Raw genomic sequence first — 23,582 nt, 5'->3', positions numbered from 1 at the left:
TTTCGAGGTGATTTTTGGTTGGTTAGTCAGTCTTAATTTTTAACTAAGTCAGTTGGAGCCACCTTTATATACTTCGTGAATATAAAACGTACGATTGGTCCCATAATAATGATTTGCAACAGCAATGCTACAATAAAATTTCGACCAAACACAGAGAGAAAATCTTTGATAATCGAGGTAGAAGAAAAACCATTGTGAGCGTAGTTCATTATCAAGCCATAAATGGACATACAAAAAGCCATTCCAATAACCATACATGTGGATATAGTTAGAACTTTCAATAATACATTTGCTGTATTTGATGTTAATCTATAAGCAATTTTTTTAGCTAGAGGTCCAACTAGATACAAATCAAGAATAATTGCCACTATAAATCCTATAACAAAATCAGCTATCCCTCCAAGGAAAGAAATTTGCCCGAATGTATCGTTAAGATAAAAGTTATAAAGGGTCATAAAAAGCACCATTCCAAAGCACATGATTAAACCAAAATACAGGCTTTCTTTTCTAGTAGTTGGCATATGTCAACACTCCTTTCTGTTACTAGAGCTAGTATATAAATTTGATAAACTCTTCGTAAGTGACAATTTTGTGACAGTTATAGAGTAAGTAACATATACAAAAAAGCTTGGCTACACTAAAAATTTCTTGAATATAGAAGTTATCTAAGATATAGGCCTTCTATTTTCGTTATAAATATTTAAAAAAATTGAACCGATTAGAATTTGGCAATCGTCTAATAGCAAAATTTGAAAGGGAGGGTAGTAGATTGGAAAAAGAAGAAAAAGATTTTCTATTAGAAAAAATAATGATTGAACATGGTAATGAATTGGTACGATTGGCATTTTCCTATGTGAAAGATACGGAGATTGCGAAGGATATGGTTCAAAATACGTTTATCAAATGCTATAAAAACCTTGATTTCTTTCGATTTGATGCACAAATAAAAACATGGCTTTATCGTATAACGATTAACGAATGTAAAGATTATTTAAAAAGCTGGCATTATAAAATGGTGCAGGTAAAGAGCCTTATAAATGAAACCGCAAAGTCACTATTACCATCAACAGAAAAAACAGTTATTGATAAATACGATAATAAGGAAATAAAAGATACGATTTTTGCTCTACCAAAAGTGTATCGGGAAGTGGTTTATCTATATTACTATGAATCGTTAAATATCGAAGAAATGGCTAAAGTATTAGATATTCCAGTTAATACAGTAAAAACTAGATTAAGAAGAGCCAAACAAAGGCTAGGGTCAATGATAGAGGAGGCAGAACTTCATGGAAGATAGACGATTGAAAGACAAACTTTTTACTATGTCAGAACAAGACTTGCAGTTTACGAAAGAAGATCGTCATGCAGTATTTGAGCAGCTTCATCAACTGGAGACACATACTGCACCCAAAAAATCTCTTACAACTCTTTCCAAAAAATTCGCTCCATTCACTGTTTCGTTAATAGTGGTGGGTCTATGTATATTTTTGTTTATGCCATCCATTCTTCACAGCAATTTTAATAAAGAAGCTAACACAGGTATTGTAGGAGAGCCAGTAGTAGAGGAACCAGAAATTTTAACGACTTTGATTACGGTGAAATCGAAAGAGATGGATAATCGGATATATCTTAATCTTTTACTTACTTATAGTAAAAATAAAAAAATGCTGAAGGTGGTATCGCTCCCATATAATACATATGCACCAATAGCAAATAACAGTGATGGGACTACTTTGTACGATAAATTGTTATTTGCTTATCGTTTTGGTGGTGCTGAAAATGTAAAAGCAACGGTATCGAAATTGGTCAATTTACCAATCGATTATTATGCCGTTATTGATTTGGAAACGATTTCAACGTTAGTGGATACTGTGGATGGTATAGATTATGAATTATCAGAGGATATTCGAGTAAGGGCGATCACTAAAGTAGCGTTTGATCTTGAAAAAGGATTGCAAGGTTTGAATGGGGAAGGAGTCGTGGCACTAATGATGGCTGCTTCAGAGGGAAATGGAAGTGATGTATTCGATGAAGAAAATCTATTAAAGCTATTGAATGCTGTTATGAGTAAAGCAAAGAGTGACATTCCATCAACACAATTAAAAGAGTTGTTCACTCAACTAGAAACGAATACATCACTGGACAATTTATTGAAAAATTACCTAGAAATCCATTCTACGAAGTTGGTATCTTTAAGAGCTGGAATGATACCAGATATAGAGGTATTAAGTGATACGGAAGGTAAATACTATATTACGTTTGAGCAAGACTTTGTAAAGTCGATTGTGAGGGAATTAACTACATTTGACTAAAGGATATTTACACTAAGGAAAATAAAGGTGTGAATGATTTCATTTATATGTTAACAGTGATATAGCAAAATCATTATTCTTGCTTTCGCATTCCGAAATATGGAATAATATGAGGGAGTTGAATAAAAGGAGTGTTGTCGTATGAATCAACAAGTTATTGATGTATTAAACAAACAGGTTGCTGATTGGGGTATTTTATATGTCAAATTACACAATTATCACTGGTATGTGAAAGGGAGCGATTTCTTCACATTACACACAAAATTTGAAGAACTTTATACAGAAGCAGCAGTCCATTTTGATGATATTGCAGAACGCATTTTAGCGATTCAGGGCAAACCGGTAGCAACGATGAAAGAATATTTAGCGCTTTCGACAATTGAAGAAGGCACATATGAAGAAGATTCGAGACAAATGGTAGCAACAATTAAAGCCGATTTTGAAATAGTATTAGAAGATTTAACAAAAGGTATGACTATTGCACAAGAAGCAAATGATGAAATGACATCTGACCTTCTATTAGGTATTCATACAGAGCTTGAAAAACATGTTTGGATGTTAAATGCTTTCTTAGGATAATCTAAGAGTATGTGGCTCCCCATTAGATAAGCAGATTTTATGTTGAAACTGCCTACCTAAAGGGGAGCATTTTTAATATTTTTACGAGGAGATGTCATATGCAGGGGAAAGTGAGAGGAATAGGGATTAAGATTGGGACATTACCAGTTGGGCAGAAAAATTGTATTACCGATGTGGCAGGAGTACGGGTAGGACATGTCACGTTAGATGAACCATTAAATAATGAAGGAGCTTATGCATGTACAGGTGTGACGGCAATTTTACCACACGGAGGTAATTTGTTTCAGCATAAGGTGAAAGCAGGGAGCTATGTATTGAATGGTTTTGGTAAAACAACAGGGCTTGTTCAGATGAATGAGCTTGGCGTGCTTGAGTCACCGATTATGTTAACCAATACATTTGGAGTACCTGCTGTCACACAGGGCACTTTGCAGTATATGCTTGAAATGAATCCAGATATTGGTTTAACAACGGGTACAATCAATATTGTGGTGGGCGAATGTAATGATAGTTATTTAAATTCGATTCGAGCGTGTCCAGTGACAAGTGAACATGCTATAGAGGCTATTCGTAAGGCAACAAATAAGCAGGCGGAGGAAGGAGCGGTTGGTGCGGGCAAGGGCATGATGTGCTTTGGCTATAAAGGTGGCATCGGGGCGTCTTCACGCATTGTACAGGTTGAGCAAGTGGATACTAGCTATACAGTAGGATGTATGGTGCTGAGTAATTTTGGACGAAGTAATGAATTTTTAGCTGAACATTACAGCGTGACAAATCCTCAGAGTGCATCAACACAATCTCCAACAGATGGCTCTATTATCATTGTGTTAGCTACAGATGCACCACTCAGTAGCCGTCAGTTGACAAGGGTGATTAAACGCTGTGGTATTGGTCTAGGAAGGACAGGCAGTCATTTTTCACATGGTAGCGGTGATATCGTTATTGGTTTTACAACTGCTCATGATATCCCTCATTCAACAGAAGAGCTTGTTGAAACAAGAACACAGCTACGAGAGGAACATCCGATGATGAATCAGTTATTTGTAGCCGCTGCTGAAGCAACAGAGGAGGCTATTATCAATTCGCTTTCTCAGGCACAGACAACAGTTGGTCGAGATGGGCATATGGTAGAAGCCTATTCATTTGAGTTTTGAAGAAGATGCATGGAATCAAATGTGTGATTCTATGCATCTTTTATTATATTTAAATAATAAAATAGAGTTGTGTTTTTAAATGAATACCCACTGTAATATAATTAAAACAATACTTATTTGAGTAGTTGGTTTTGTGATGTAAGTGCAATCAATTGTAAATTTAGCAATTGTTTAAGTGGAATAAATAGAGCTTGTTGTTGATTGATAACTTAGTATATTTTGAGTTTGCAGAATAATTAGAATTGACACAAAAAAGTTATTATATTATTATTTGTAAAATAAAAATTTACTAGAAAGCGAGGGATAATTTATTATGTCCCAAATGTTAGCATTAGTTATTTTAATAGGTATTTTATTTATTGGGGATCTAGTTGCTGTTCGAACAAAAGCATGGATACCTTCTATCTTTATTTGTGCTGTATTGTTTTTACTAGGATATTGGACATTTTTCCCACAAGATATAGTTGCAATAGCAGGAGTTCCATCAACCGTAGCAGTAATGTTGATGTATTTATTAATTACGAATATGGGAACATTGTTGTCGATTCAGGAATTAAAAAATCAGTGGAAAACTATTTTAATTGCTATTTCAGGTATTTTGGGGATTATTGCAATCTTGTTTACTGTCGGAACATTATTATTTGGATATAAAACGATGATTGTGGCTATTCCGCCTTTAGTGGGTGGTGTTGTATCCTCATTAATTATGGCTGAGGGAGCAAAAGAGGCTGGACTTGTTTCATTATCCGTATTTGCGATTGTTATTTATGTAATGCAAGGGTTTGCGGGTTATCCTATTACATCCATTATGCTGAAAAAAGAAGGAAAGAGACTTCTAGCAAAATACCGCAATGGGGAATTAACAGTAAAAGAAACTACACAAAGTAATACAGTTGTTGCAGAAAAGACAGAATTAAAATTATTTAAAAATATGCCAGAGAAATACAATACAGATTTCTTTAAATTTTTCAGATTGGCCTTGGTTGCCTATTTAGCGTATCTTGTTTCAACATTGCTAGAGCCAATCGTATCTGTTAACGCATTTGTACTTTGCTTATTATTTGGGGTTATTGCTTCAAGTGCCGGATTTTTGGAAAAGCAAGTTTTACAAAAAGCAAATGGCTTTGGCTTTGCAATACTTGGTTTAATGCTCTTTATTTTTGATGGCTTAAAAAAAGCTACACCAAGCATGATGCTAGAAATTATTTATCCGCTTGTTGGAACAATTGTGTTAGGGGTTATTGGGATGTATATCTTCTCATTTATTGCGGGTAAGTTCTTAAAGGTAAGTACACCAATGGCTTTCTCCATCTCGTTAACGGCTTTATATGGATTCCCTGCCGATTATATTATTACCAATGAGGTCATTAAATCGTTGACAGCGGATGAAAAGGAAAGAGAAATGTTAACTAGTCATATGCTACCACCTATGCTTGTTGGAGGATTTATTACCGTAACAATTGTTTCTGTAATATTAGCAGGTATATTTGTGAAATTATTATAGGGAGGGAGTCTACAGGATGAATCGTGTTCAGAAAAGTATTGAAAGGCATATTGATACATTAAGTCAATTTACAGCTACACCTGGTAAGGGCACTACCCGTCTTACTTATAGTCAAGAGGATTTACAGGCAAGAAATTATATCAAAGAGAAGATGCAAGAATATGGCCTACAGATTCGAGAAGATGGGCTTGGTAATATTTTTGGTAAGCTTGAGGGCACATTAAAAGATGCACCGAGTGTGTTGATTGGCTCACATTTCGACTCTGTACCAAATGGTGGGTCTTATGATGGTCCAGCTGGTGTTGTTGTAGCATTAGAAGTGGCCCGTCTTTTTTCAGAAAATCAAGTAACACCAAAATATCCTTTGGAGGTTATTGCGCTTGTAGAGGAAGAAGGAGCGCGGTTTGGTGGTGGCTTAATGGGCTCGAGAGGAATGTTAGGTACACTTAGTGAGGAAGATTTTCAAAATATAAAGGATAAGGATGGTATCTCTGTAGCGGAGGCTATGACTAAAATTGGGCTTGATACAACTTTACCGAAGCAAAGAGATCCTAAAACAATCAAGGCATTTTTGGAGATGCATATTGAACAAGGGCCGATTCTTGAAGAGAAAAATATACCAATTGGCGTAGTAGAGGCGATTGTCGGTTTGACACAATTGGATATTACAGTCTGCGGGCAAGCTGGACATGCTGGTACAACACCGATGGATCGTCGTACGGATGCTTTAGTAGCTGCCGCTAGCATTGTGGCACAATTACCACAGCTTGCTATCGATGAAGGAGCTGGAACAGTTATTACGACTGGTCGTCTCAATGTGTTTCCAAACGGAGCCAATGTTATACCGGATAGAGTTGTATTTACAGTAGATATTCGCTCAGGGCAAGAAGAGCATGTGCTGAATGTGGTGGATAAGGTTAAAAATTTAGCTATGGCATCTAATAAAGACGGTATTCATGTATCGGTTGAACAGCCTTTATATATTCAGCCAAAAGCGATGAATCAAGAGATTGTGACTATTTTAAGAGATACATGCAATGAATTAGAAATTCCATACTGTCCAATTAATAGTGGTGCAGGTCATGATGCGATGGTGTTCTCTGACTTTACTGCTGCGGCTATGCTGTTTATCCCGAGTAAAGATGGACTCAGTCATTGCCCAGAGGAATGGTCAGATTCTGCGCATATTGCGAATGTTGTCCATATTTTTTATGAAGCAGCAAAAAAATTAACGGAGAGTCATTGATAAATACGGAGAATAGTAAGGAGGAAAACTGTTACATCTTGGAGAACAGTTGAATAATGATGATTTCTGCAAAAATAAAAGAATTAATACAACAATATAGTAATGAATTAATAGAATTGCGTAGAAAGCTTCATAGTGAGCCTGAATTGTCATGGGAGGAGGTAAAGACAACTGCTTTTATTTGTGACTATCTTGAACAATTAGGTATACCATATCGAAAAACAGAGCCAACAGGTGTGATTGCTGAAATAAAAGGTGGAAAACCAGGGAAAACAGTGGCTTTAAGAGGAGATATGGATGCCTTATCAGTAGAGGAGTTGAATAAGGATTTACCTTATACTTCTAAAGAAGAGGGCAAAATGCATGCTTGTGGTCATGATGCACATACAGCCATGCTACTAATTGCTACAAAAGCGTTGAATGAGATAAAGGATGAGCTAACAGGTAATGTTCGTTTATTGTTTCAGCCTGCGGAGGAGGTAGCGCAGGGGGCAAAGGAAATGGTCAAGCAAGGCGCAATGCAGGGTGTTGACAATGTATTTGGTATGCATATATGGTCTCAAATGCCAACAAATAAAATTGCCTGTCAGTCAGGGCCTTCCTTTGCTGCAGCCGATTTATTTAAAGTAACATTTAAGGGCAGAGGTGGTCATGGCGCAATGCCACACGATTGCATTGATGCGGCTATCGTTGCTTCATCTTTTGTGATGAATGTGCAAACAATTGTATCTCGAACAGTGGATACACAAAGCCCAGCAGTTGTGACTGTTGGTAAAATGGATGTAGGCACTCGATTCAATGTGATTGCAGAAAATGCTGTGATTGAAGGGACTGTACGTTGCTTCTATCCAGAAACAAGGGATTATATTGAAAAGCAGCTCCAACATTATGCAGAAAGTGTAGCTAATATATACGGTGCTACAGCCATAGTAGAATACACGCGTGGGACACAGGCAGTAATAAATGAAAAAGTAAGTGCGAAACTTGTACAGCAAGTGGCAATAGCAGCCTTTGGTGAAGATGCTTTATATGCGGAAAAGCCCACAATGGGTGGCGAAGATTTCAGTTTCTTTCTAGAGGAAGCGCCTGGCTGTTTCGCGCTTGTCGGTAGTGGTAATCCGGAAAAGGATACTGAATGGGCACATCATCATGGCAAATTCAATATCGATGAGGATGCTTTAGTCACAGGAGCTGAGCTATATGCACAATATGCTTGGGCTTATTTAAAAACGATATAATAATTAAAAACGTATGGAATCGAATTGAACATTGATTTCATACGTTTTTGTTTTGCTATTTACAAATTAGCTATTAAGGTGAAGAAATAACTGAGGTAAAATAAGGGTTATAATTGATGTTTAGGTAAGTGAGGGGAATGGCATGTCAGAAAGCATACAATCAAGAAAAGTAATTTTAGATTTAGCGGTCACTTTAGATGGTTTTATTGAAGGGGAAAAGGGAGAAATTGATTGGTGTGTGATGGATGCTGAGATGGGGTTTCTGGATTTTTTAGCACACATTGACACAATCCTATATGGTAGAAAAAGCTATGATTTATGGGGACAATTTACACCAGATGACACAGCTTCAGATGAGGAAAAAGCGCTTTGGGCAGCCGTTCATAGCAAAGAAAAATATGTGTTTTCTAAAACACAAAAAAACACGGATAATAAAGCTATATTTATAAACGATCATATTTTGGAAGAAGTAAATCATTTAAAGAGTAGCTCTGGTAAAGATATTTGGTTATATGGTGGGGCAAGCCTTATTACAACATTTATCAAATTAGGGCTTGTTGATGAGTTTCGATTATCAGTTCATCCTATTGTTTTAGGAGGAGGTACACCGTTGTTTACAGATATAACACAGCGATTGAATTTGAAATTGGTTCATACAAAGACATTCTCATCAGGTGTAGTGCAATTGATTTATCATATAAGTAGAGAGACATAGTATCCAACATTTATTGTGCAAGAAATGTCGGACAAGAAAATGTATTTCCATCTATAGTAAGAATTGAAAGGAGAACGTATGGATTGGTTAGAGAGAATAAATAGAGCAATGGATTATATTGAACAAAATATAGTAGGGGAAATCGACTTTAAAAAAGTGGCACAATTGGCTTGCTGTCCAGAGTATCATTTTCCAAGAATGTTTTCGTCAATGACAGATATGACTTTGTCTGAATATATCAGACGGAGAAGGCTTTCACTGGCAGCATTTGAATTGCAAAATGATACAAACGTTCGGATTATTGACCTTGCGCTTAAATACGGCTATGATTCCCCAGATGCTTTCAGTCGTGCTTTTAAAAATCTCCATGGCGTGAATCCGACAGCGGCTCGTCATAAAGGGATTGAGTTGAAGGCCATTCCGAGACTTTCCTTTCAAATTTCGATTAAAGGGGCTGTAGCAATGGAATACCGAATTGAAGTAATAGATTTTGACATTGAAATTGTTGGAGTGAAGAAAAAAGTTGTCACAAAGGATGCCTTTCAAGTCATTCCTCAGCTATGGGGAGAAGCAGCTGAAAGTGGCTTATTACAGCGATTAATTGATATGTCGTGGGAAAATCCACAGTGCAAAATGGAAGGCATTTTAGGAGTAGTTGGCAAGCAGGCTGCTATCACAGATGAAGAATTTGAGTACTTGATGGGCTGCCGCTATACAAATGAATTTTCTGATGATATGGAGAAGATGGTATTACCAAAAAGTACATGGGCTGTTTTTCCAAATATTTCGGAAGCATGGCAACGATTATATACAGAATGGTTACCTACATCAGGCTACGAGTTGGCCGACCTACCTTGCATTGAAAATCAATTAGCGCCTGATAGGGTCCCAAGTAGCGAGCTATGGGTTCCAGTAATTGCAAAATAATAGGACATCGTAAAAGGCACAAGAATGGAATTTCTTGCGCCTTTTAGTCTGTTATTTTTGCATGCGATCCGCCTTACGAGCCCAATATGTGGCCAGTAGTGCGCCAGAAATATTGTGCCAAAAGCTGAAAATGGCACTCGGTACAGCTGCTAATGGGCTAAAATGAGCTGTTGCTAAAGCGGCGCCAAGCCCTGAATTTTGCATACCAACTTCAATGGCCAGTGCTTTTTGATCTTGGTAGGTTAATTTGCAGAACTTACCGACTAAAAAGCCTAGTAAGTAGCCAAGCCCATTATGTAGAATAACAACACCAAAAATAAGTAGTCCTGATTCTACAATTTTGTCTTTGCTTGTTGAGACTACTGCTGCAACAATCAGTACAATCGCAAGAACAGACACTAATGGTAACACGTCTGCTCCTTTTTTTACTTGTTCCTTTAAAAATAGTTGTACGATGAACCCTAATATAATTGGCACAAGTACGATTTGAACAACCGATATAAACATACTTTTAGCAGATACCTCCATCCACTCACTTGCAAGTAAGTAAATAAGTGCTGGTGTTAAAATAGGTGCAAGTAATGTAGAGACAGATGTAATTGCTACAGAAAGAGCTATATTTCCTTTTGCTAAAAAGGTCATAACATTTGATGCTGTACCACCAGGGCAGCAGCCAACGAGAATAACACCAATTGCAACTTCTGGCTCTAGCTGTAGACCCCTTGCCAAAGCAAAAGCAAGAAACGGCATAATCATAAACTGGGCCAACACACCGATTAGTACTTTTAATGGATGTTTGCCAACCTCTTTAAAATCCTCTGCAGAAATGGTCATCCCCATTCCAAACATAATGATACCAAGCAAAATCGCAATATACGATGAAAGCCATGTAAATTGGTCAGGAAGGAAAAATGCAAGTGCTGCAAATAATAGAACCCAAATGGCAAAAGTTTTACCAGCAAACTGACTAATTTTAATTAATAAACTCATAGCGATACCACCTCCTTTTAAAATAATACCATAAAATTAGTGTAATATTCAGATTTTTTAGTAAAATCAATGAAAGATGGATAGCTTCTTTCATTTTAAAGGTTTTGAAGTTGAGGCATTTAATAATATAACACCACCAATAATAAGGATAATTCCCAAAACTTTGAACGAGCTAAATGCCTCTCCCCATAACGCCAGTCCGATTAAGGCAGTAATGGCAGTGCCAACGCCTGACCAAATAGCGTAGGCTAAACTCAATGGAATCGTTTTGAGGCATAGACTTAAGCAATAAAAGGACAGTGCATAGCCAGCCACTACACCTGTAGAGGGGAGTGGCACAGTAAAACCATCTGACATTTTCAGCATCGTTGTTGCAAAAAGTTCACTTACAATAGAAATCGTTAAATAGATATACCCCTTCATCATTCAATCTCCTACTATTCAATGTTTAAAAAAATAACGCCACCAATAATACATAGCAATCCAAGGAGTTTCTTCATATTAAATTCCTCTTTATAGAGTAGAATGCCAACAAGCGCTGTTAAAGCTGTGCCAACGCCTGACCAAATAGCATAGGCAACACCGAGTGGCAAAACTTTTAAAGCTAAGGATAAAGCATAAAAGGCAATGCCATAACCAAAAAGTACGCCAAGAGAAGGTAAAAGGTTTTTGAAGCCGTTCGTTAGTTTGAGCATGGAGCTACCAAATACTTCACTTACGATGGCGATGGCTAATAAGAAAAAAGACATCTGAATTCCTCACTTTATTTTATAATCGTTATTTCATTATACTGTTTGAATGTTCTTCCTAGCTATGGGCAACCCTTTACAAAATTTAAGTTTCAAAAAAGCGATTATGGGCGTCAATACTATAATCTGGTGCTTATATATTATTTTGATATTGTAAATTTGAGTATTGTCAAGTGTACTTCATTTACAAATTATTCATAGTATCTTTATTCGACCTTTATATGTACTTTATAACGCCTGTCTATGATAGATGAGTATGTAATAAAGGAGGATTTAAATGAATGCCATTGAAGTACAAAGTTTGAAGAAAGCGTACAATGCAGAAACAACCATATTAAAAGATATGGACTTTACCGTGAAGGAAGGCGAATTTTTTGCAATTGTTGGACCTTCTGGCTGTGGGAAAAGTACGCTGCTTCGGATTATTGCTGGTTTAGAGCAAGTCACAGATGGAACACTGATTATGAATGGACAGGATGCGACATATAGAAGACCAGATGAACGAAATATTTCGATGGTGTTTCAAAACTATGCATTATTTCCACATATGACCGTTGCACAAAATATTACCTTTGGCTTACACGTCAAAAAAATCTCAAAAGAGGAACAAAAAAAGCGCTGTATGGAGGCGGCGGAGCTATTAGGCTTGCAGCATTTATTAGAGCGTAAGCCACGTGAATTATCAGGTGGACAAAGACAGCGTGTGGCATTAGGACGTGCGATTGCCTCACAGGCGCCTATTTGTTTAATGGATGAGCCATTATCCAATTTAGATGCGAAATTACGTTCAAAAATGCGCTCAGAAGTAAGACAAATTCAACGTCGTCTAGGGATGACAATGATTTATGTCACACATGACCAAATTGAAGCGATGACAATGGCTGATCGTATGATGGTATTAAACGGTGGAGATATCCAACAAGTGGGAGAGCCGTTACATGTCTATAATCATCCTGAAAATAAATTTGTTGCGACATTCATTGGTTCACCACCAATGAATATGATTGAAGCAACATGGCATCAACAAATGCTACAGATTACTGATGAATGGCAGTTAAAAGCTGTGCGCACAGGGCAAGAGAAGCTGTATGTCGGTGTGCGTCCAGAGCATATTATGCATGCTAGTGGTGGTAAGCCATCCTTTATTGGCAAAGTAGAGCATGTTGAAATACTTGGCACAGAAACACTCATTATGTTTTCTATAAATGGCGAGCAGTGGATTGCGAAATGGGCTGGGCAGTGGAATTTTGAGGCTGGCGAGATGCTACCATTGAAAGTGGACATAGAGCATTTACATTTATTTGATTTCGAAACAGAAAAGCGAGTGGAAACAGCAGAGGTGCTTATGATGGAGGCACTTGTATGATTGCAGGGAAGGCACAGGGACAATTGAAGATAAAGGCCAGAAGAAGTATGCCAAGCTTTGTGGAAGGGTTGCTTTACTTATTGCCATCCATTTTGCTATTTAGCGTATTTCTCTTTTATCCAATGTTAAAGACGATTTATTTGAGCTTCTTTCTGACAGATGCACAGGGGAATGCGGAACTATTTGTAGGCTTGGAGCATTATAGCAATCTACTACAGTCTACAGCCTTTAGAACAAGCATGAAGGCGACATTGTTATTTGTGCTTTATACAGTACCAGCAGGCATTATTTTAGCGTTATTTTTAGCATTATTAGCTAATCAAAAATTAAAGGGAATCGGCTTTTTCCGTACCATTTTCTCCTCCACAATGGGGATGAGTGTAGCAGCCTCCTCTGTTATATGGCTATTTATGTATAACCCAGCAATCGGTCTTGGCAATATGATGATGAAAACGTTTGGTATGTCAGAAATGCAGTGGCTTTTAAGTCCAGATACGGCTTTGATATCTGTAGCGATTTCAACGATTTGGATGAATACAGGCTTTAGTTTCATGATTTTACTGGGTGGTTTACACAATATCGATTCCCATTTATATGAGAGTGGGAAAATTGCAGGGGTTAGTGATTTTTATACATTACGCAAAATCACATTGCCTTTATTATCACCAACATTGTTGTTTATTGTGACGGTGTCATTAATTAATTCGTTCCAAACATTTGGACAAATTGATATTTTGACGAAGGGGGGACCAATGGAATCAACGAACGTCATTGTTTATTCCATTTATAAAGATGCCTTTGTGAATTTTAATATTGGCTCGGCGAGTGCGCAGGCAGTGTTGTTATTTGCCTTTATCCTAATCGTGACAATCCTACAATTTAAGTGGGGAGAAAAGAGGGTGCACTATCAATGAGTATATGGAAAAAAAGTTTCTTATATATGCTGTTAAGCGTTGCAGCCTTTATTATGTTTTTTCCGATATTGTACGCCTTTCTTATTAGCTTCATGCAGGGGGGCGAGGTACTACAAGGAAAAATTATTCCGAGTGATTTTTCATTCACCAACTATGAAAGTGCTGTACAAAAGGTACCATTACTGCGCTATTTATGGAATAGTTTCGTCGTATCCACGTTGATTATGGTGGGACAAGTGCTGTTTTGCTGTTTAGCAGCGTTTGCCTTTACATTTATTCAATTCAAAGGAAGAAATGTATTGTTTCTTATTTTTATTTCGACAATGATGATTCCTTGGGAGGCAACGATGGTTCCGAACTTCCAAACAGTTCGTGCATTAGGCTGGACAGACACATATCTTGGCTTATCTGTTCCATTTTTTGCGATGGCATTCGGAACGTTCTTATTGCGTCAGCAGTTTAAGACGATTCCAATGGAAATGTATGAGGCAACACAGGTAGCAGGTGTTAATAGATTTCAATTTTTATTTAAAGTGGTGTTACCTGTTTCTAAAACAAGCTTAGTAACATTGGCAATCTATTGCTTTTTGTCGGCATGGAATATGTATTTATGGCCGTTGCTTGTGACAAATGATGAGCGTATGCGTACCGTGCAAATTGGCTTAAAGCAAATGCAATCACAGGAGTTAGCAACGGAGTGGGGTGTTGTGATGGCTGGCGTTGTCATGGTCATTTTACCAACATTAATTCTTCTATTTTTAGGGCAAAAACGATTACAGGAAGGCCTTACAAGAGGCGCTGTAAAATAATAATACGAGGTGGTTATCCAAATGAAGATGAAGTGGAAAGTATTTTTACTGATGGTAGTAGCAGTATTTGCATTAGTAGCATGTGGTGAAAAGAAAGAAGAAGGTTCAGGCGAAAAAAGTACAGAAGCGCCAAAGGTAGATGGCAAAACAGAAGTCGTATTTTGGCATGCGATGAGTGGTCAATTAGAAGAGGTTGTTAATAAATTGGTGAGCGATTTCAACGCATCACAAGATAAAATTGCGGTGAAGGCTGTTTTCCAAGGCACATATGAGGAAGCAATTACGAAGTTTAATACAGTAGCAGGCACAAAAGATGCACCAACGATTATGCAAACATTTGAAGTTGGTACAAAGTATATGATTGATACAGGAAAAATTGAGCCTGTTCAAAAGTTTATTGATGCCGAAAAGTATGATACAAGTAAATGGGAAAAAAATATTACAAATTATTATGCAGTAGATGGCGTACAATATTCAATGCCATTTAACTCATCAACACCAATTCTTATGTATAATAAAGATGCATTTAAAAAAGCTGGATTAGATCCAGAAAACCCGCCGAAAACATATGAAGAATTAAAAGTAGCAGCAAAAGCATTAACAACAGGCGATCAAAAAGGTTTCTCTATTTTAAACTATGGTTGGTTTATTGAAGAATTAATCGCAGCACAAGGTGGTTTATTCGTCAACGAGGAAAATGGTCGTAAAGGTGATGCAACAGAAGCAGTATTCAATGGTAAAGAAGGTCAAAATGTATTTAATTTAATTAGTGATATGTATAAAGATGGCACATTCTATAACACAGGTCAAAACTGGGATGATATGCGTGCAGCATTCCAATCTGGTAAAATTGCGATGTATCTTGACTCATCAGCAGGTGTACGTGGAATTGCAGAACAAGCGCCATTTGAAGTAGGAGCTGGTTATTTGCCTGTTCCAGAAGGTACAGATTGGCAAGGTGTAATTATCGGTGGTGCATCATTATGGATGGCGAACGGTATTGCAGAGGAGCAACAACAAGCGGCTTGGGAGTTTATGAAGTATTTAACATCAGCAGAGGTGCAAGCACAATGGCATGTGAACACAGGTTACTTTGCCATTAACACAGATGCGTATAATCAAGATATCGTAAAAACAGAGTGGGAAAAATACCCTCAATTAAAAGTAACAGTAGACCAACTAGGTGCAACAAAGCCATCTACTGCGACACAGGGTGCATTAATTTCAGTGTTCCCAGAGGCTAGACAAAAGGTTGTCAATGCAATGGAAAGTCTATATCAAGGCGCAAATCCTGAAGAAGCACTGAACCAAGCTGTAAAGGACACAAATCAAGCACTTGATATGGCGAATCGAAAAAAGTAGCACAATTAAAAGGAGCGTTTACTATGAGCAAACCAGCAATCTTTGCCCATCGAGGTGCAAGTGGGGAATTTCCTGAAAATACGATGATGGCTTTTGAGGAAGCGAAGCGTATCGGAGTAGCAGGTATTGAGCTTGATGTACAATTAACAAAGGATGAGCAGCTTGTTATCATTCACGATGAACGTGTGGACCGTACAACAGATGGTACAGGCTTCGTCAAAGATTTTACATTAGCAGATATCACGGCATTGGATGCGGGAAGCTGGTTTTCTCCGAATTTTGCTGGAGAACGTTTAACAACACTCAACACAGTGTTTGCGTGGATGAAGGAGGAGGGCAATCATCTTCGCTTAAATATTGAGCTAAAGAATGACCAAATTCGATACCTTGGACTTGAGGAAAAGGTGTTAGCTCTTATCAAAGAGTATGATTTAGAGGAACGTATCATCATCTCCTCCTTCAATCCATTCAGTTTACAACGTGTACGTATGCTAAATGCATCCATTGAAATTGGCTATTTAATTTTCGGTATGCCTGATAATGCACTGTGGATTGCCCAGGAAATAGAGGCGAATGCGATTCATTGTCAAGCTGAATATGCATTGTCAGCATTCGGTGAAGCAGCGATGCAGGCAGGTTTCCCATTGCGTATTTATACGGTCAATGATGAAGCGGAATACAAGCAATTAGTAGCAGCAGGTGTCGAAGTGATTATGACAGATTTTCCTGATCGCTTTCAATAATTAAGAAAACATCCATCCGATTTGATATTGGGTGGATGTTTTATATATTTATAAGTGATAGTAAAGATGTGGTTGTGCATCACCGTCTTATGGACATAATTGTTATATTGAGAAAATAAAAGTCGCTATTTTGATGGGATATTATCAAAATAGCGATTTTTCTCTTGATTTAGTGGTTGAAAAGACGCTCACTGAATCAAGAGGAAAGCTACAGATTTTGTAGAGGAGCTTTTTGAGTATACTCGAGAAAATCTGAACGCAATTACGCTGGGTGTAATTGATTTGTTGATTGCATTTTCTGTCAAGCGGTTGACACAGATGGTGAAAGTCATATAAACTCACAATAACTAAAACGCTTACAAAATATGATGAAATGGAGGGAGTCGAGTGACTTGAGATGGAAAGCAAGTATGGTAGCTATAGGGTTAAGCTGTTCTTTAATGCTAACAGGATGTCAAGGAGGTACGAAAGAAGTGAAAATTGAACATGAAGCAGGGAGCAACTATTATCATGAGCAATATCGACCACAGTATCACTTTTCGACACAGGTTGGTAATTTAGCAGACCCGAATGGCTTAATTTATTTTGAAGGTGAGTACCATCTATTTCATCAAAAGAATGGTATGTGGGCACACGCAGTTAGCCCAGATTTAGTACATTGGGAGCATATGGATATCGCTTTAGAGCATGACGAGCTAGGGCAAGCTATGTCAGGCAGTGCTGTGGTAGATTGGCACGATTCTTCAGGTCTTTTCGATGGTAAGGCTGGGCTTGTAGCAATTTATACGAGTACGACAGGCGGAGAGGCTCAAAGTATTGCTTATAGTAAAGATAAAGGTAGAACGTGGGAACGCTACAAAGGCAATCCTGTTATTCATAATCCGGGTATTAAGGATTTTCGAGATCCTAAAGTATTTTGGCACGAGGATACGAAAAAGTGGGTGATGGTCGTGTCTACAAACCAAAGTGTAACCTTTTACAATTCTGATAACCTAATTGATTGGCAGTATCAAAGTACATTTGGTGATGGACAAGGTTCACATGTGGCTGTATGGGAGTGTCCAGATTTATTTGAGTTACCGCTTGATGGTGATGAGAAAAATCAAAAATGGGTGCTACATGTAAGCATTGGAGACAATAATGAAACAAATGGCTCAACAGCGCAGTATTTCATAGGTGAATTTGATGGAACACAGTTTATCAATGACCAAGAACCGAAACATATTGCTATTACAGATAGTGGACAAGATTTTTATGCGGCACAAAGTTTTTCGGATATACCGAAGAAAGATGGTCGGCGCATTTGGCTTGGCTGGATGGCAAATTGGCGTTATCCGTACCAATCTCCTACAGACCCATGGACGGGCACTATGTCGATTCCAAGAGAGCTTGCATTACAAACGATGGTAAATGGAGAAATTAAGTTGCTGCAAAAGCCGATAAAAGAGTTGCAACATATTCGAACTGATGAACAGTCATTACAACCTTTCCAAGTTTCAGGCACGTATGATTTTGATTTTAAAGGAACAAATTATGAATTTATTATGAAAGCAGCATGGCAGGATATTGATGAATTTGGTTTGAAATTGCGTGTTGGTGATGGGGAAGAAACGGTCGTAGGTGTAGATACAAAGGCAGGGCAAATTTTTATGGACCGTACGAAATCAGGTTTAGCACAATTAAATGATCGTTCAGGTGAATTATTTAATTTTGGAGCGAAATTTACACAACCATATCCTGTAGAACGTGGGAAAATTTTAATTCACGGTTTTGTTGATGAATCTTCGGTAGAGTTATTTATAAATGATGGAGAAACTGTTTTTACGAATTTAATTTATACGAAGCCAACAAATAATGGGCTACAATTATATACAAAGGGCGGAAAGTTGGACGTGTTGGAGTGGCAGGCTTATCATATGCAATCTACATGGAGACAAAAACCAGCAGATGGACAGATTGAATTTATTGTTTTAAATGACGAGCATGTAGAGCTTAAAGTCGGTGAAGAAAAATGGTTAACAGCTAGTGCCAAGCCAGATTGGATAGATGAAGGAACATTAGACTTTGCATGGCAGCTAGCAGACGAGAATATCGTACAAATTGTAGAGGTAGATGGCAATAGAGTGAAGGTGACGGCGCAAACAGCTGGTCGAACATCCATTATAGCGAACGAACAGCAGTCGGGGCTAGAGAAAAAAATGACACTAAGGGTAGTCGAATAGTGATGAAAAGTAAGCTCTGTTCAGCTATAGATAATTTGGACAGAGCTTTTCTAATGGGAGGTATGGATAATGTTATTTTCTTTAAGGAATCGTTTATTTTTGTTATTTACATTATTATTAACAGTTCCTTTCATACTATTATCCATTATCATTCCATGGTGGTTTATGGGGATTATGAAAAACCAAACAGAGGATATTACCTTTGAAATGTTAGGACAGTATAGTTTATATATTGAGTCGATTACAACGCAAGCGGAAGATTTAGGGAAGCAAATTTTGATTCACCATTCGACACAGTCGTGGTTGCAAGCAGAGAATGCAGAGGGAGCAGAAAGCCCAAATACAAGGCTACTTTATAGAGATTTGAAAGAGCTACTATCCTCTATCATGATTAATAATTCAAGTGGTATGACAGCTAGTGTAGTGTATAAGGATGGCAGAGGTATATGGGTAACAACGCCATTACAAGGTGTGGGCTGGCTTTCACAAGGGATGAAGGGAGAGCAATTTTTAAGCTATCATTATGACGTAGACCAAATGCAATTAGATATGAGAAAAAAGCCAATTAATAGCTATATTTTGCCGTTATTTGATATGAGGACATTTGAAACGAGTGGGGTTATTAAAGTGAATTTTCCCTCAGCGTTGCTACAAGAGGCCATTAAACAAGTGGAAATTGGCGAGAACGGTCGAGCATACGTCTTAAATAAAGAAGGTAGAAATGTTATCCCTGTGGAGCATCCAAAGCCTAAGAAAATGAGTTTGGCTATGCTACAGGAAATTCAGGCGAATACACAAACGCAAGGGTTAATTGAAACGGGAAGTGGTAGCACAAAGACTATTTTATTTTATCAAAAATTACCTGTCGATGATTGGATTGTTGTCAGCGAAGTAGCGGAGGTTGATTTATTCGCTAATATTAATAACTTACAACGTAGTCTATGGATTGCTAGTATTATTCTTTTTGGTATTACGATAGCAGCTTCTTACTTTATCGCTTCTACAATTGTAAGCCCACTTGGCAAGCTAGCACGAGCGATGCGATTTGTAGAAAAGGGCGATTTTGAGAAAGCCAAAAGATATATGCCGCACGTTCAAGCCAAAAATAATGAAGTGGCTTATTTAATAGGAATTGTAGAACATACAATTGCTGAGCTTAAACGATTAATCGATACAGAATATGAGGCGAATATTAGAAGAAAAGGTGCCGAATATAAAGCCTTATTGTTACAAATCAACCCACATTTTATGAATAATACATTAGAAGTAATTAGTAGTTTAGCTGCACAAGAACGGCATGATGATGTGATGAATGTGAGTAGTTATTTAGGTAAAATGATGCGCTATTCGCTCGATACAAAGCGTATTACCGTACCTTTAGCAGAGGAAATGCAATATATTCGTAGTTATATGAAGATTTTAGCTTTGCGCTATGAGGAAGATTTGACGAGTGTTATAGAGGAAGATCCAGAAGCACAGGCTACTCCTGTTTTAAAATTTATTTTGCAGCCATTAGTCGAAAATGCTGTGAAATATAGCTTCATTGAAAATAGTAAAGCCCATATTGTGATAAGAGCAGTCAAAGAGGAAGAGCGTTTGAAAATTATTGTGCAAGATTCAGGAATGGGTATGACACCAGATATACTAGCAAAATTTCAACAGTTAGAAAAGGAAACCCCTAGTAGTGTACTTAATTCAAAAGGTGAAAGTATTGGTCTGACGAATGTATTAGAAAGAATGAGATTGTATTATGGTCCATCCTTTTCATATGACATTCACTCGGAAGTTGGGATTGGGACAACCATTACATTAGAGCTGATATTAACAGGAGGACAGTAGGATGAGAGTACTACTTGTAGATGATGAAGCGCAAATTCGTAAAGGTTTGATGAAAAAGGTGAAATGGGTTGAATTTGGCTATGACGAAATACTAGAGGCGGCAAATGGTGTAGAGGCTTTAGAGGTGTTACAGCAATATAAAATTCATTTAATATTAACTGATATTCGGATGCCACGAATGGATGGTGTTGAACTAGCACAAAAATGTCATGAAAGCTATCCAAATTGTAAATTAGTTGTTCTTTCGGGCTACTCTGATTTTGATTATGTGAAAAAAGCGATGCAATATGGTGTACGTGATTATTTATTAAAACCCATTGCACCAGATGAATTAAATGAAATGGTGTATAAAATGACAGTAGAAATTAACAAGGAGCTGCAAAAACAAAAGGAAATCGACTCAGCAAAACACTTCGTTCATTCCTATTTTCATGAGGTACAGGAGCAATATTTATTGTATATGGTGAAGGATGAGTGGTTACAAAAGCATTTAGTAGTGGAGCGAGTGAAGCAATTGCAATTAGATGAAATACTCAAACAGCCTTATCAATTGCTGACAGCCGAGCTACGAGGGAATTCATCTAGTAGGGTGAGTGAGCTTTGGTATTCCTTTCAATTGATAAGTAGGGAGCTGACAGTACCAAACAAGTGGATATATGCCTTTATTAATCCGAGCTATCGCAATGTCGTTCATTTTCTCGTGTTAGCAGACGACAAGGTATTGGCTACATTTATTCAGTCTTTGCTAGCGGAAGTAAAGCGATTGCTAAGGCTGGAGCTAGTTATTGGTATTGGTAATAAAGCGGTAGGCATCGAAAATTTAAAAACATCCTATATTTCAAGTTTATTGGCATGGAGTCAAAGTGAGCTTGGCTGCCAATCACAAATTATTCAGGCGGGTGAAATTTCAAAAGAAACAGTGGATGTGTCAACAGATTCAGAAAGGATCTTATTACATGCAATTGAATCGTTAAATGCTGAGAGCTTTAATAAGCAAATCAAGCAATTATTTGATATTTCCCTGCATCATTCGGTGTGGTCATTTTCTTATATGGCAAATCGGATTTTATTTTTACTCAGTGCTGTTGGTCAAAAATATGATGCGGATTCACAAGGTGTAAAAGAGCTTCTTTGGGAATGTCAGCAAAGTATATGGGCGTTACAGTCAGATGTGTCCATTATTGAAAAAATTCAAGATTTAGCAAAAAAGATTATGGAGAATGTCAGAAAGGCCCGCTATTCGAATGGTCGATTAGTGGTAGAGAATATTCGACAATATATGGATGAGCATTATGGTACAGAAATTACTTTAACGTCTTTATCTGAGATGTTTCATATGAATAATGCGTATTTGTCAGAGTTATTCAAAGAGCAGATTGGGGAAAATTTTAGTGATTATTTAACGCGTATTCGTATGGAGAAGGCTCAAATCTTTTTACAGGACGAACAGTTGAAAATCATTGATGTTGCTAATTTGGTAGGGTACGCCAATTCAGGTTATTTTAGCACCGTTTTTAAAAAATACTTTAAACAAACACCTGTCGAATATCGGGTGGCTTATAGTGATACGGAGAATGGGCAATGAAAAAATGGTGGCTCATAGGTGGTATATTTATTATCTTGCTAGTGCTCGCTGGATTTTGGTATTGGCTAGCTCATCCAGATAAAACAGAGGTAAAAGAGTCTAAAAAATTGACTGAAATTCGCTTTTGGCGTAATTATGGAAATGACTTGGAAAATGCAGCCTTTGCTGATTTGGTGCAAGCATTTGAAAAAGAGCATCCAACAATTAAAGTGAAGATGCGTTCCATTCCCTACAGCGATTATGAAATTTTAGTACGTACAGAATTTGCTGTTGGCAATCCACCAGATGTATTAATGATTGATAGTCCAAATTTGGCACTCTATGCAGATACGGGTGCATTGCAACCATTAGATGATTTTATTGAAGAAAATTTAGAGGATGATTTTGCTGCTTCAACCATTGCTTCCATGAAATATAAGCAACAGCACTATTTAATGCCAATGATCGAATCAGGTATAGCTTTATTTTATAATATTAAATTATTTGAAGCGGCAGATTTACCACTACCTTCACCAAATGTTAACAAGCCATTAACATGGTCTGAGGTCAAAGAGATGGCTCATAAAATTCATGCTTTAGATAATAATGTGAGTGGAATTGACCCAGCACAAGGTTTTCCAAGTGGAGAAGCGGCGGCTTATTTTAAAATGCCACTATTATGGCAATTTGGTGCAGAAATACTAAGCCCTGATGGCAGTCAAGCGGAGGGCTACTTGAATACAGAGGAGGCCATTGCGGCACTTGATTTTTATCAAAGTTTATATACAGAGGGCTTGGCAAAAAGAGAGACGACTGGCGGGGGTGATCCATTTGCAGAAAATCTATTGGGCCTAACAGTTTTAGGTTCTTGGGCGGTGGCAGATTATCAAAATCATCATAACTTACAGCTGGGTGTTGATTTTGGAGTCGCCGCTTTGCCGAAGGAGCAGAAGCAAGCCGTGCCAAATGGCAGTTGGTCGATGGCGATGGCTACGAAATCTCGCCACCAAGAAGAGGCTTGGGCATTTATCGAATTTATGACAAACTATGAAAATGTGAAATATTATGTTGAGCAGACACATGACATACCTGCACGGTTTTCAGTTGTGGACAATGTTCCTGAGCTGAGTCAATATCCGATGAATATTTTTGTAGAGCAAGGTCGCTATTATGCAAAGAATCGCCCAATTACGCCTGTTTATCCTGTAGTGAGTGATGTGATTCGGACACTTTTTGAAGAAGTTGGCATTGGGGATGTGAATACAAGAGAAGCAGTGGAACGGGCTACGAAAACAATTGATCGTGCTTTACAACAAAGGCAGATTGAAGAAAAGGAAAGGTAGGGATTA

General features: G+C 37.7%; 22 protein-coding genes. 18 read left to right on the top strand and 4 right to left on the bottom strand.

Annotation, left to right across the window (positions count from 1 at the left end; all coding sequences use genetic code 11):
* Window positions 1–32: 32 nt before the first annotated feature.
* Window positions 33–521, bottom strand: coding sequence for a DUF2798 domain-containing protein (locus OPF91_RS14165; protein WP_264989510.1), 489 nt, complete (start codon window positions 519–521; stop codon window positions 33–35).
* Between the two features lie 248 nt (window positions 522–769).
* Here OPF91_RS14165 and OPF91_RS14160 point away from each other — a divergent pair, with 248 nt between their 5' ends.
* From OPF91_RS14160 to OPF91_RS14120, 9 genes are all read left to right on the top strand, one after another.
* A complete protein-coding gene (locus tag OPF91_RS14160; RefSeq protein ID WP_264989509.1) occupies window positions 770–1,297 on the top strand; it encodes a sigma-70 family RNA polymerase sigma factor in 528 nt (175 codons plus the stop codon).
* A complete protein-coding gene (locus OPF91_RS14155) occupies window positions 1,287–2,312 on the top strand; it encodes an LCP family protein (RefSeq protein WP_264989507.1) in 1,026 nt (341 codons plus the stop codon). Before OPF91_RS14160 ends, OPF91_RS14155 begins: the two co-directional genes overlap by 11 nt.
* Before the next feature lie 141 nt (window positions 2,313–2,453).
* A complete protein-coding gene (locus OPF91_RS14150) occupies window positions 2,454–2,891 on the top strand; it encodes a Dps family protein (protein ID WP_264989506.1) in 438 nt (145 codons plus the stop codon).
* Between the two features lie 98 nt (window positions 2,892–2,989).
* A complete protein-coding gene (locus tag OPF91_RS14145; protein ID WP_264989504.1) occupies window positions 2,990–4,045 on the top strand; it encodes a DmpA family aminopeptidase in 1,056 nt (351 codons plus the stop codon).
* A 313-nt stretch (window positions 4,046–4,358) separates the two neighbouring features.
* The gene (locus OPF91_RS14140; protein WP_264989503.1) at window positions 4,359–5,549 is read left to right on the top strand and encodes a hypothetical protein; all 1,191 of its coding nucleotides are present in this window, start codon (window positions 4,359–4,361) and stop codon (window positions 5,547–5,549) included.
* Between the two features lie 16 nt (window positions 5,550–5,565).
* Window positions 5,566–6,795: a Zn-dependent hydrolase gene (locus OPF91_RS14135; RefSeq protein WP_264989502.1), complete on the top strand. Its 1,230-nt coding sequence runs from the start codon at window positions 5,566–5,568 to the stop codon at window positions 6,793–6,795.
* Window positions 6,796–6,854: 59 nt separating this feature from the next.
* Window positions 6,855–8,033 (top strand): M20 family metallopeptidase, encoded by a 1,179-nt coding sequence (locus OPF91_RS14130; protein WP_264989576.1) that lies wholly within the window; start codon window positions 6,855–6,857, stop codon window positions 8,031–8,033.
* 142 nt (window positions 8,034–8,175) lie between these two features.
* Entirely contained in the window at window positions 8,176–8,748 is a 573-nt protein-coding gene (locus OPF91_RS14125; protein ID WP_264989501.1) for a dihydrofolate reductase family protein, read from the top strand.
* A 78-nt stretch (window positions 8,749–8,826) separates the two neighbouring features.
* On the top strand, window positions 8,827–9,675 hold the full coding sequence (locus tag OPF91_RS14120; RefSeq protein WP_264989500.1) for an AraC family transcriptional regulator: 849 nt from the start codon (window positions 8,827–8,829) through the stop codon (window positions 9,673–9,675).
* A gap of 51 nt (window positions 9,676–9,726) precedes the next feature.
* Here the strand turns inward: OPF91_RS14120 and OPF91_RS14115 are convergent, their stop codons facing one another.
* The 3 genes from OPF91_RS14115 to OPF91_RS14105 all read right to left on the bottom strand — a co-directional run bounded on the left by OPF91_RS14115 (window position 9,727) and on the right by OPF91_RS14105 (window position 11,414).
* On the bottom strand, window positions 9,727–10,665 hold the full coding sequence (locus tag OPF91_RS14115) for a bile acid:sodium symporter family protein (RefSeq protein ID WP_264989498.1): 939 nt from the start codon (window positions 10,663–10,665) through the stop codon (window positions 9,727–9,729).
* 90 nt (window positions 10,666–10,755) lie between these two features.
* Window positions 10,756–11,088: a DMT family transporter gene (locus OPF91_RS14110; RefSeq protein ID WP_309297441.1), complete on the bottom strand. Its 333-nt coding sequence runs from the start codon at window positions 11,086–11,088 to the stop codon at window positions 10,756–10,758.
* A 14-nt stretch (window positions 11,089–11,102) separates the two neighbouring features.
* Window positions 11,103–11,414 (bottom strand): DMT family transporter, encoded by a 312-nt coding sequence (locus OPF91_RS14105; RefSeq protein WP_264989496.1) that lies wholly within the window; start codon window positions 11,412–11,414, stop codon window positions 11,103–11,105.
* Between the two features lie 277 nt (window positions 11,415–11,691).
* On the opposite strand from OPF91_RS14105, the gene OPF91_RS14100 reads away from it, so the two are divergent.
* The 9 genes from OPF91_RS14100 to OPF91_RS14060 all read left to right on the top strand — a co-directional run bounded on the left by OPF91_RS14100 (window position 11,692) and on the right by OPF91_RS14060 (window position 23,576).
* Window positions 11,692–12,780, top strand: a complete 1,089-nt coding sequence (locus OPF91_RS14100; protein ID WP_264989494.1) for an ABC transporter ATP-binding protein — start codon at window positions 11,692–11,694, stop codon at window positions 12,778–12,780.
* Window positions 12,777–13,694 carry a carbohydrate ABC transporter permease gene (locus OPF91_RS14095; RefSeq protein WP_264989493.1) on the top strand — a complete coding sequence of 306 codons (918 nt, stop codon included), beginning with the start codon at window positions 12,777–12,779 and terminating at the stop codon, window positions 13,692–13,694. Before OPF91_RS14100 ends, OPF91_RS14095 begins: the two co-directional genes overlap by 4 nt.
* Entirely contained in the window at window positions 13,691–14,503 is an 813-nt protein-coding gene (locus tag OPF91_RS14090) for a carbohydrate ABC transporter permease (protein ID WP_264989492.1), read from the top strand. The genes OPF91_RS14095 and OPF91_RS14090 overlap by 4 nt, the downstream gene beginning before the upstream one ends.
* Window positions 14,504–14,524: 21 nt before the next feature.
* The gene (locus OPF91_RS14085) at window positions 14,525–15,865 is read left to right on the top strand and encodes an ABC transporter substrate-binding protein (RefSeq protein ID WP_264989490.1); all 1,341 of its coding nucleotides are present in this window, start codon (window positions 14,525–14,527) and stop codon (window positions 15,863–15,865) included.
* 23 nt (window positions 15,866–15,888) lie between these two features.
* On the top strand, window positions 15,889–16,608 hold the full coding sequence (locus tag OPF91_RS14080; RefSeq protein ID WP_264989488.1) for a glycerophosphodiester phosphodiesterase: 720 nt from the start codon (window positions 15,889–15,891) through the stop codon (window positions 16,606–16,608).
* 392 nt (window positions 16,609–17,000) lie between these two features.
* The gene (locus OPF91_RS14075) at window positions 17,001–18,830 is read left to right on the top strand and encodes a glycoside hydrolase family 32 protein (protein ID WP_264989487.1); all 1,830 of its coding nucleotides are present in this window, start codon (window positions 17,001–17,003) and stop codon (window positions 18,828–18,830) included.
* Window positions 18,831–18,899: 69 nt separating this feature from the next.
* Entirely contained in the window at window positions 18,900–20,669 is a 1,770-nt protein-coding gene (locus OPF91_RS14070) for a cache domain-containing sensor histidine kinase (RefSeq protein WP_264989486.1), read from the top strand.
* A 1-nt stretch (window position 20,670) separates the two neighbouring features.
* Window positions 20,671–22,254 carry a response regulator gene (locus tag OPF91_RS14065; protein WP_264989485.1) on the top strand — a complete coding sequence of 528 codons (1,584 nt, stop codon included), beginning with the start codon at window positions 20,671–20,673 and terminating at the stop codon, window positions 22,252–22,254.
* On the top strand, window positions 22,251–23,576 hold the full coding sequence (locus OPF91_RS14060; protein WP_264989484.1) for an ABC transporter substrate-binding protein: 1,326 nt from the start codon (window positions 22,251–22,253) through the stop codon (window positions 23,574–23,576). Before OPF91_RS14065 ends, OPF91_RS14060 begins: the two co-directional genes overlap by 4 nt.
* Window positions 23,577–23,582 lie beyond the last annotated feature (6 nt).

This window comes from Lysinibacillus piscis (assembly GCF_026012395.1).
Lineage (GTDB): Bacteria > Bacillota > Bacilli > Bacillales_A > Planococcaceae > Lysinibacillus > Lysinibacillus piscis.
Note: the sequence above shows the minus strand (reverse complement) of the source record. Positions and strands in the feature narration are given on the sequence as shown.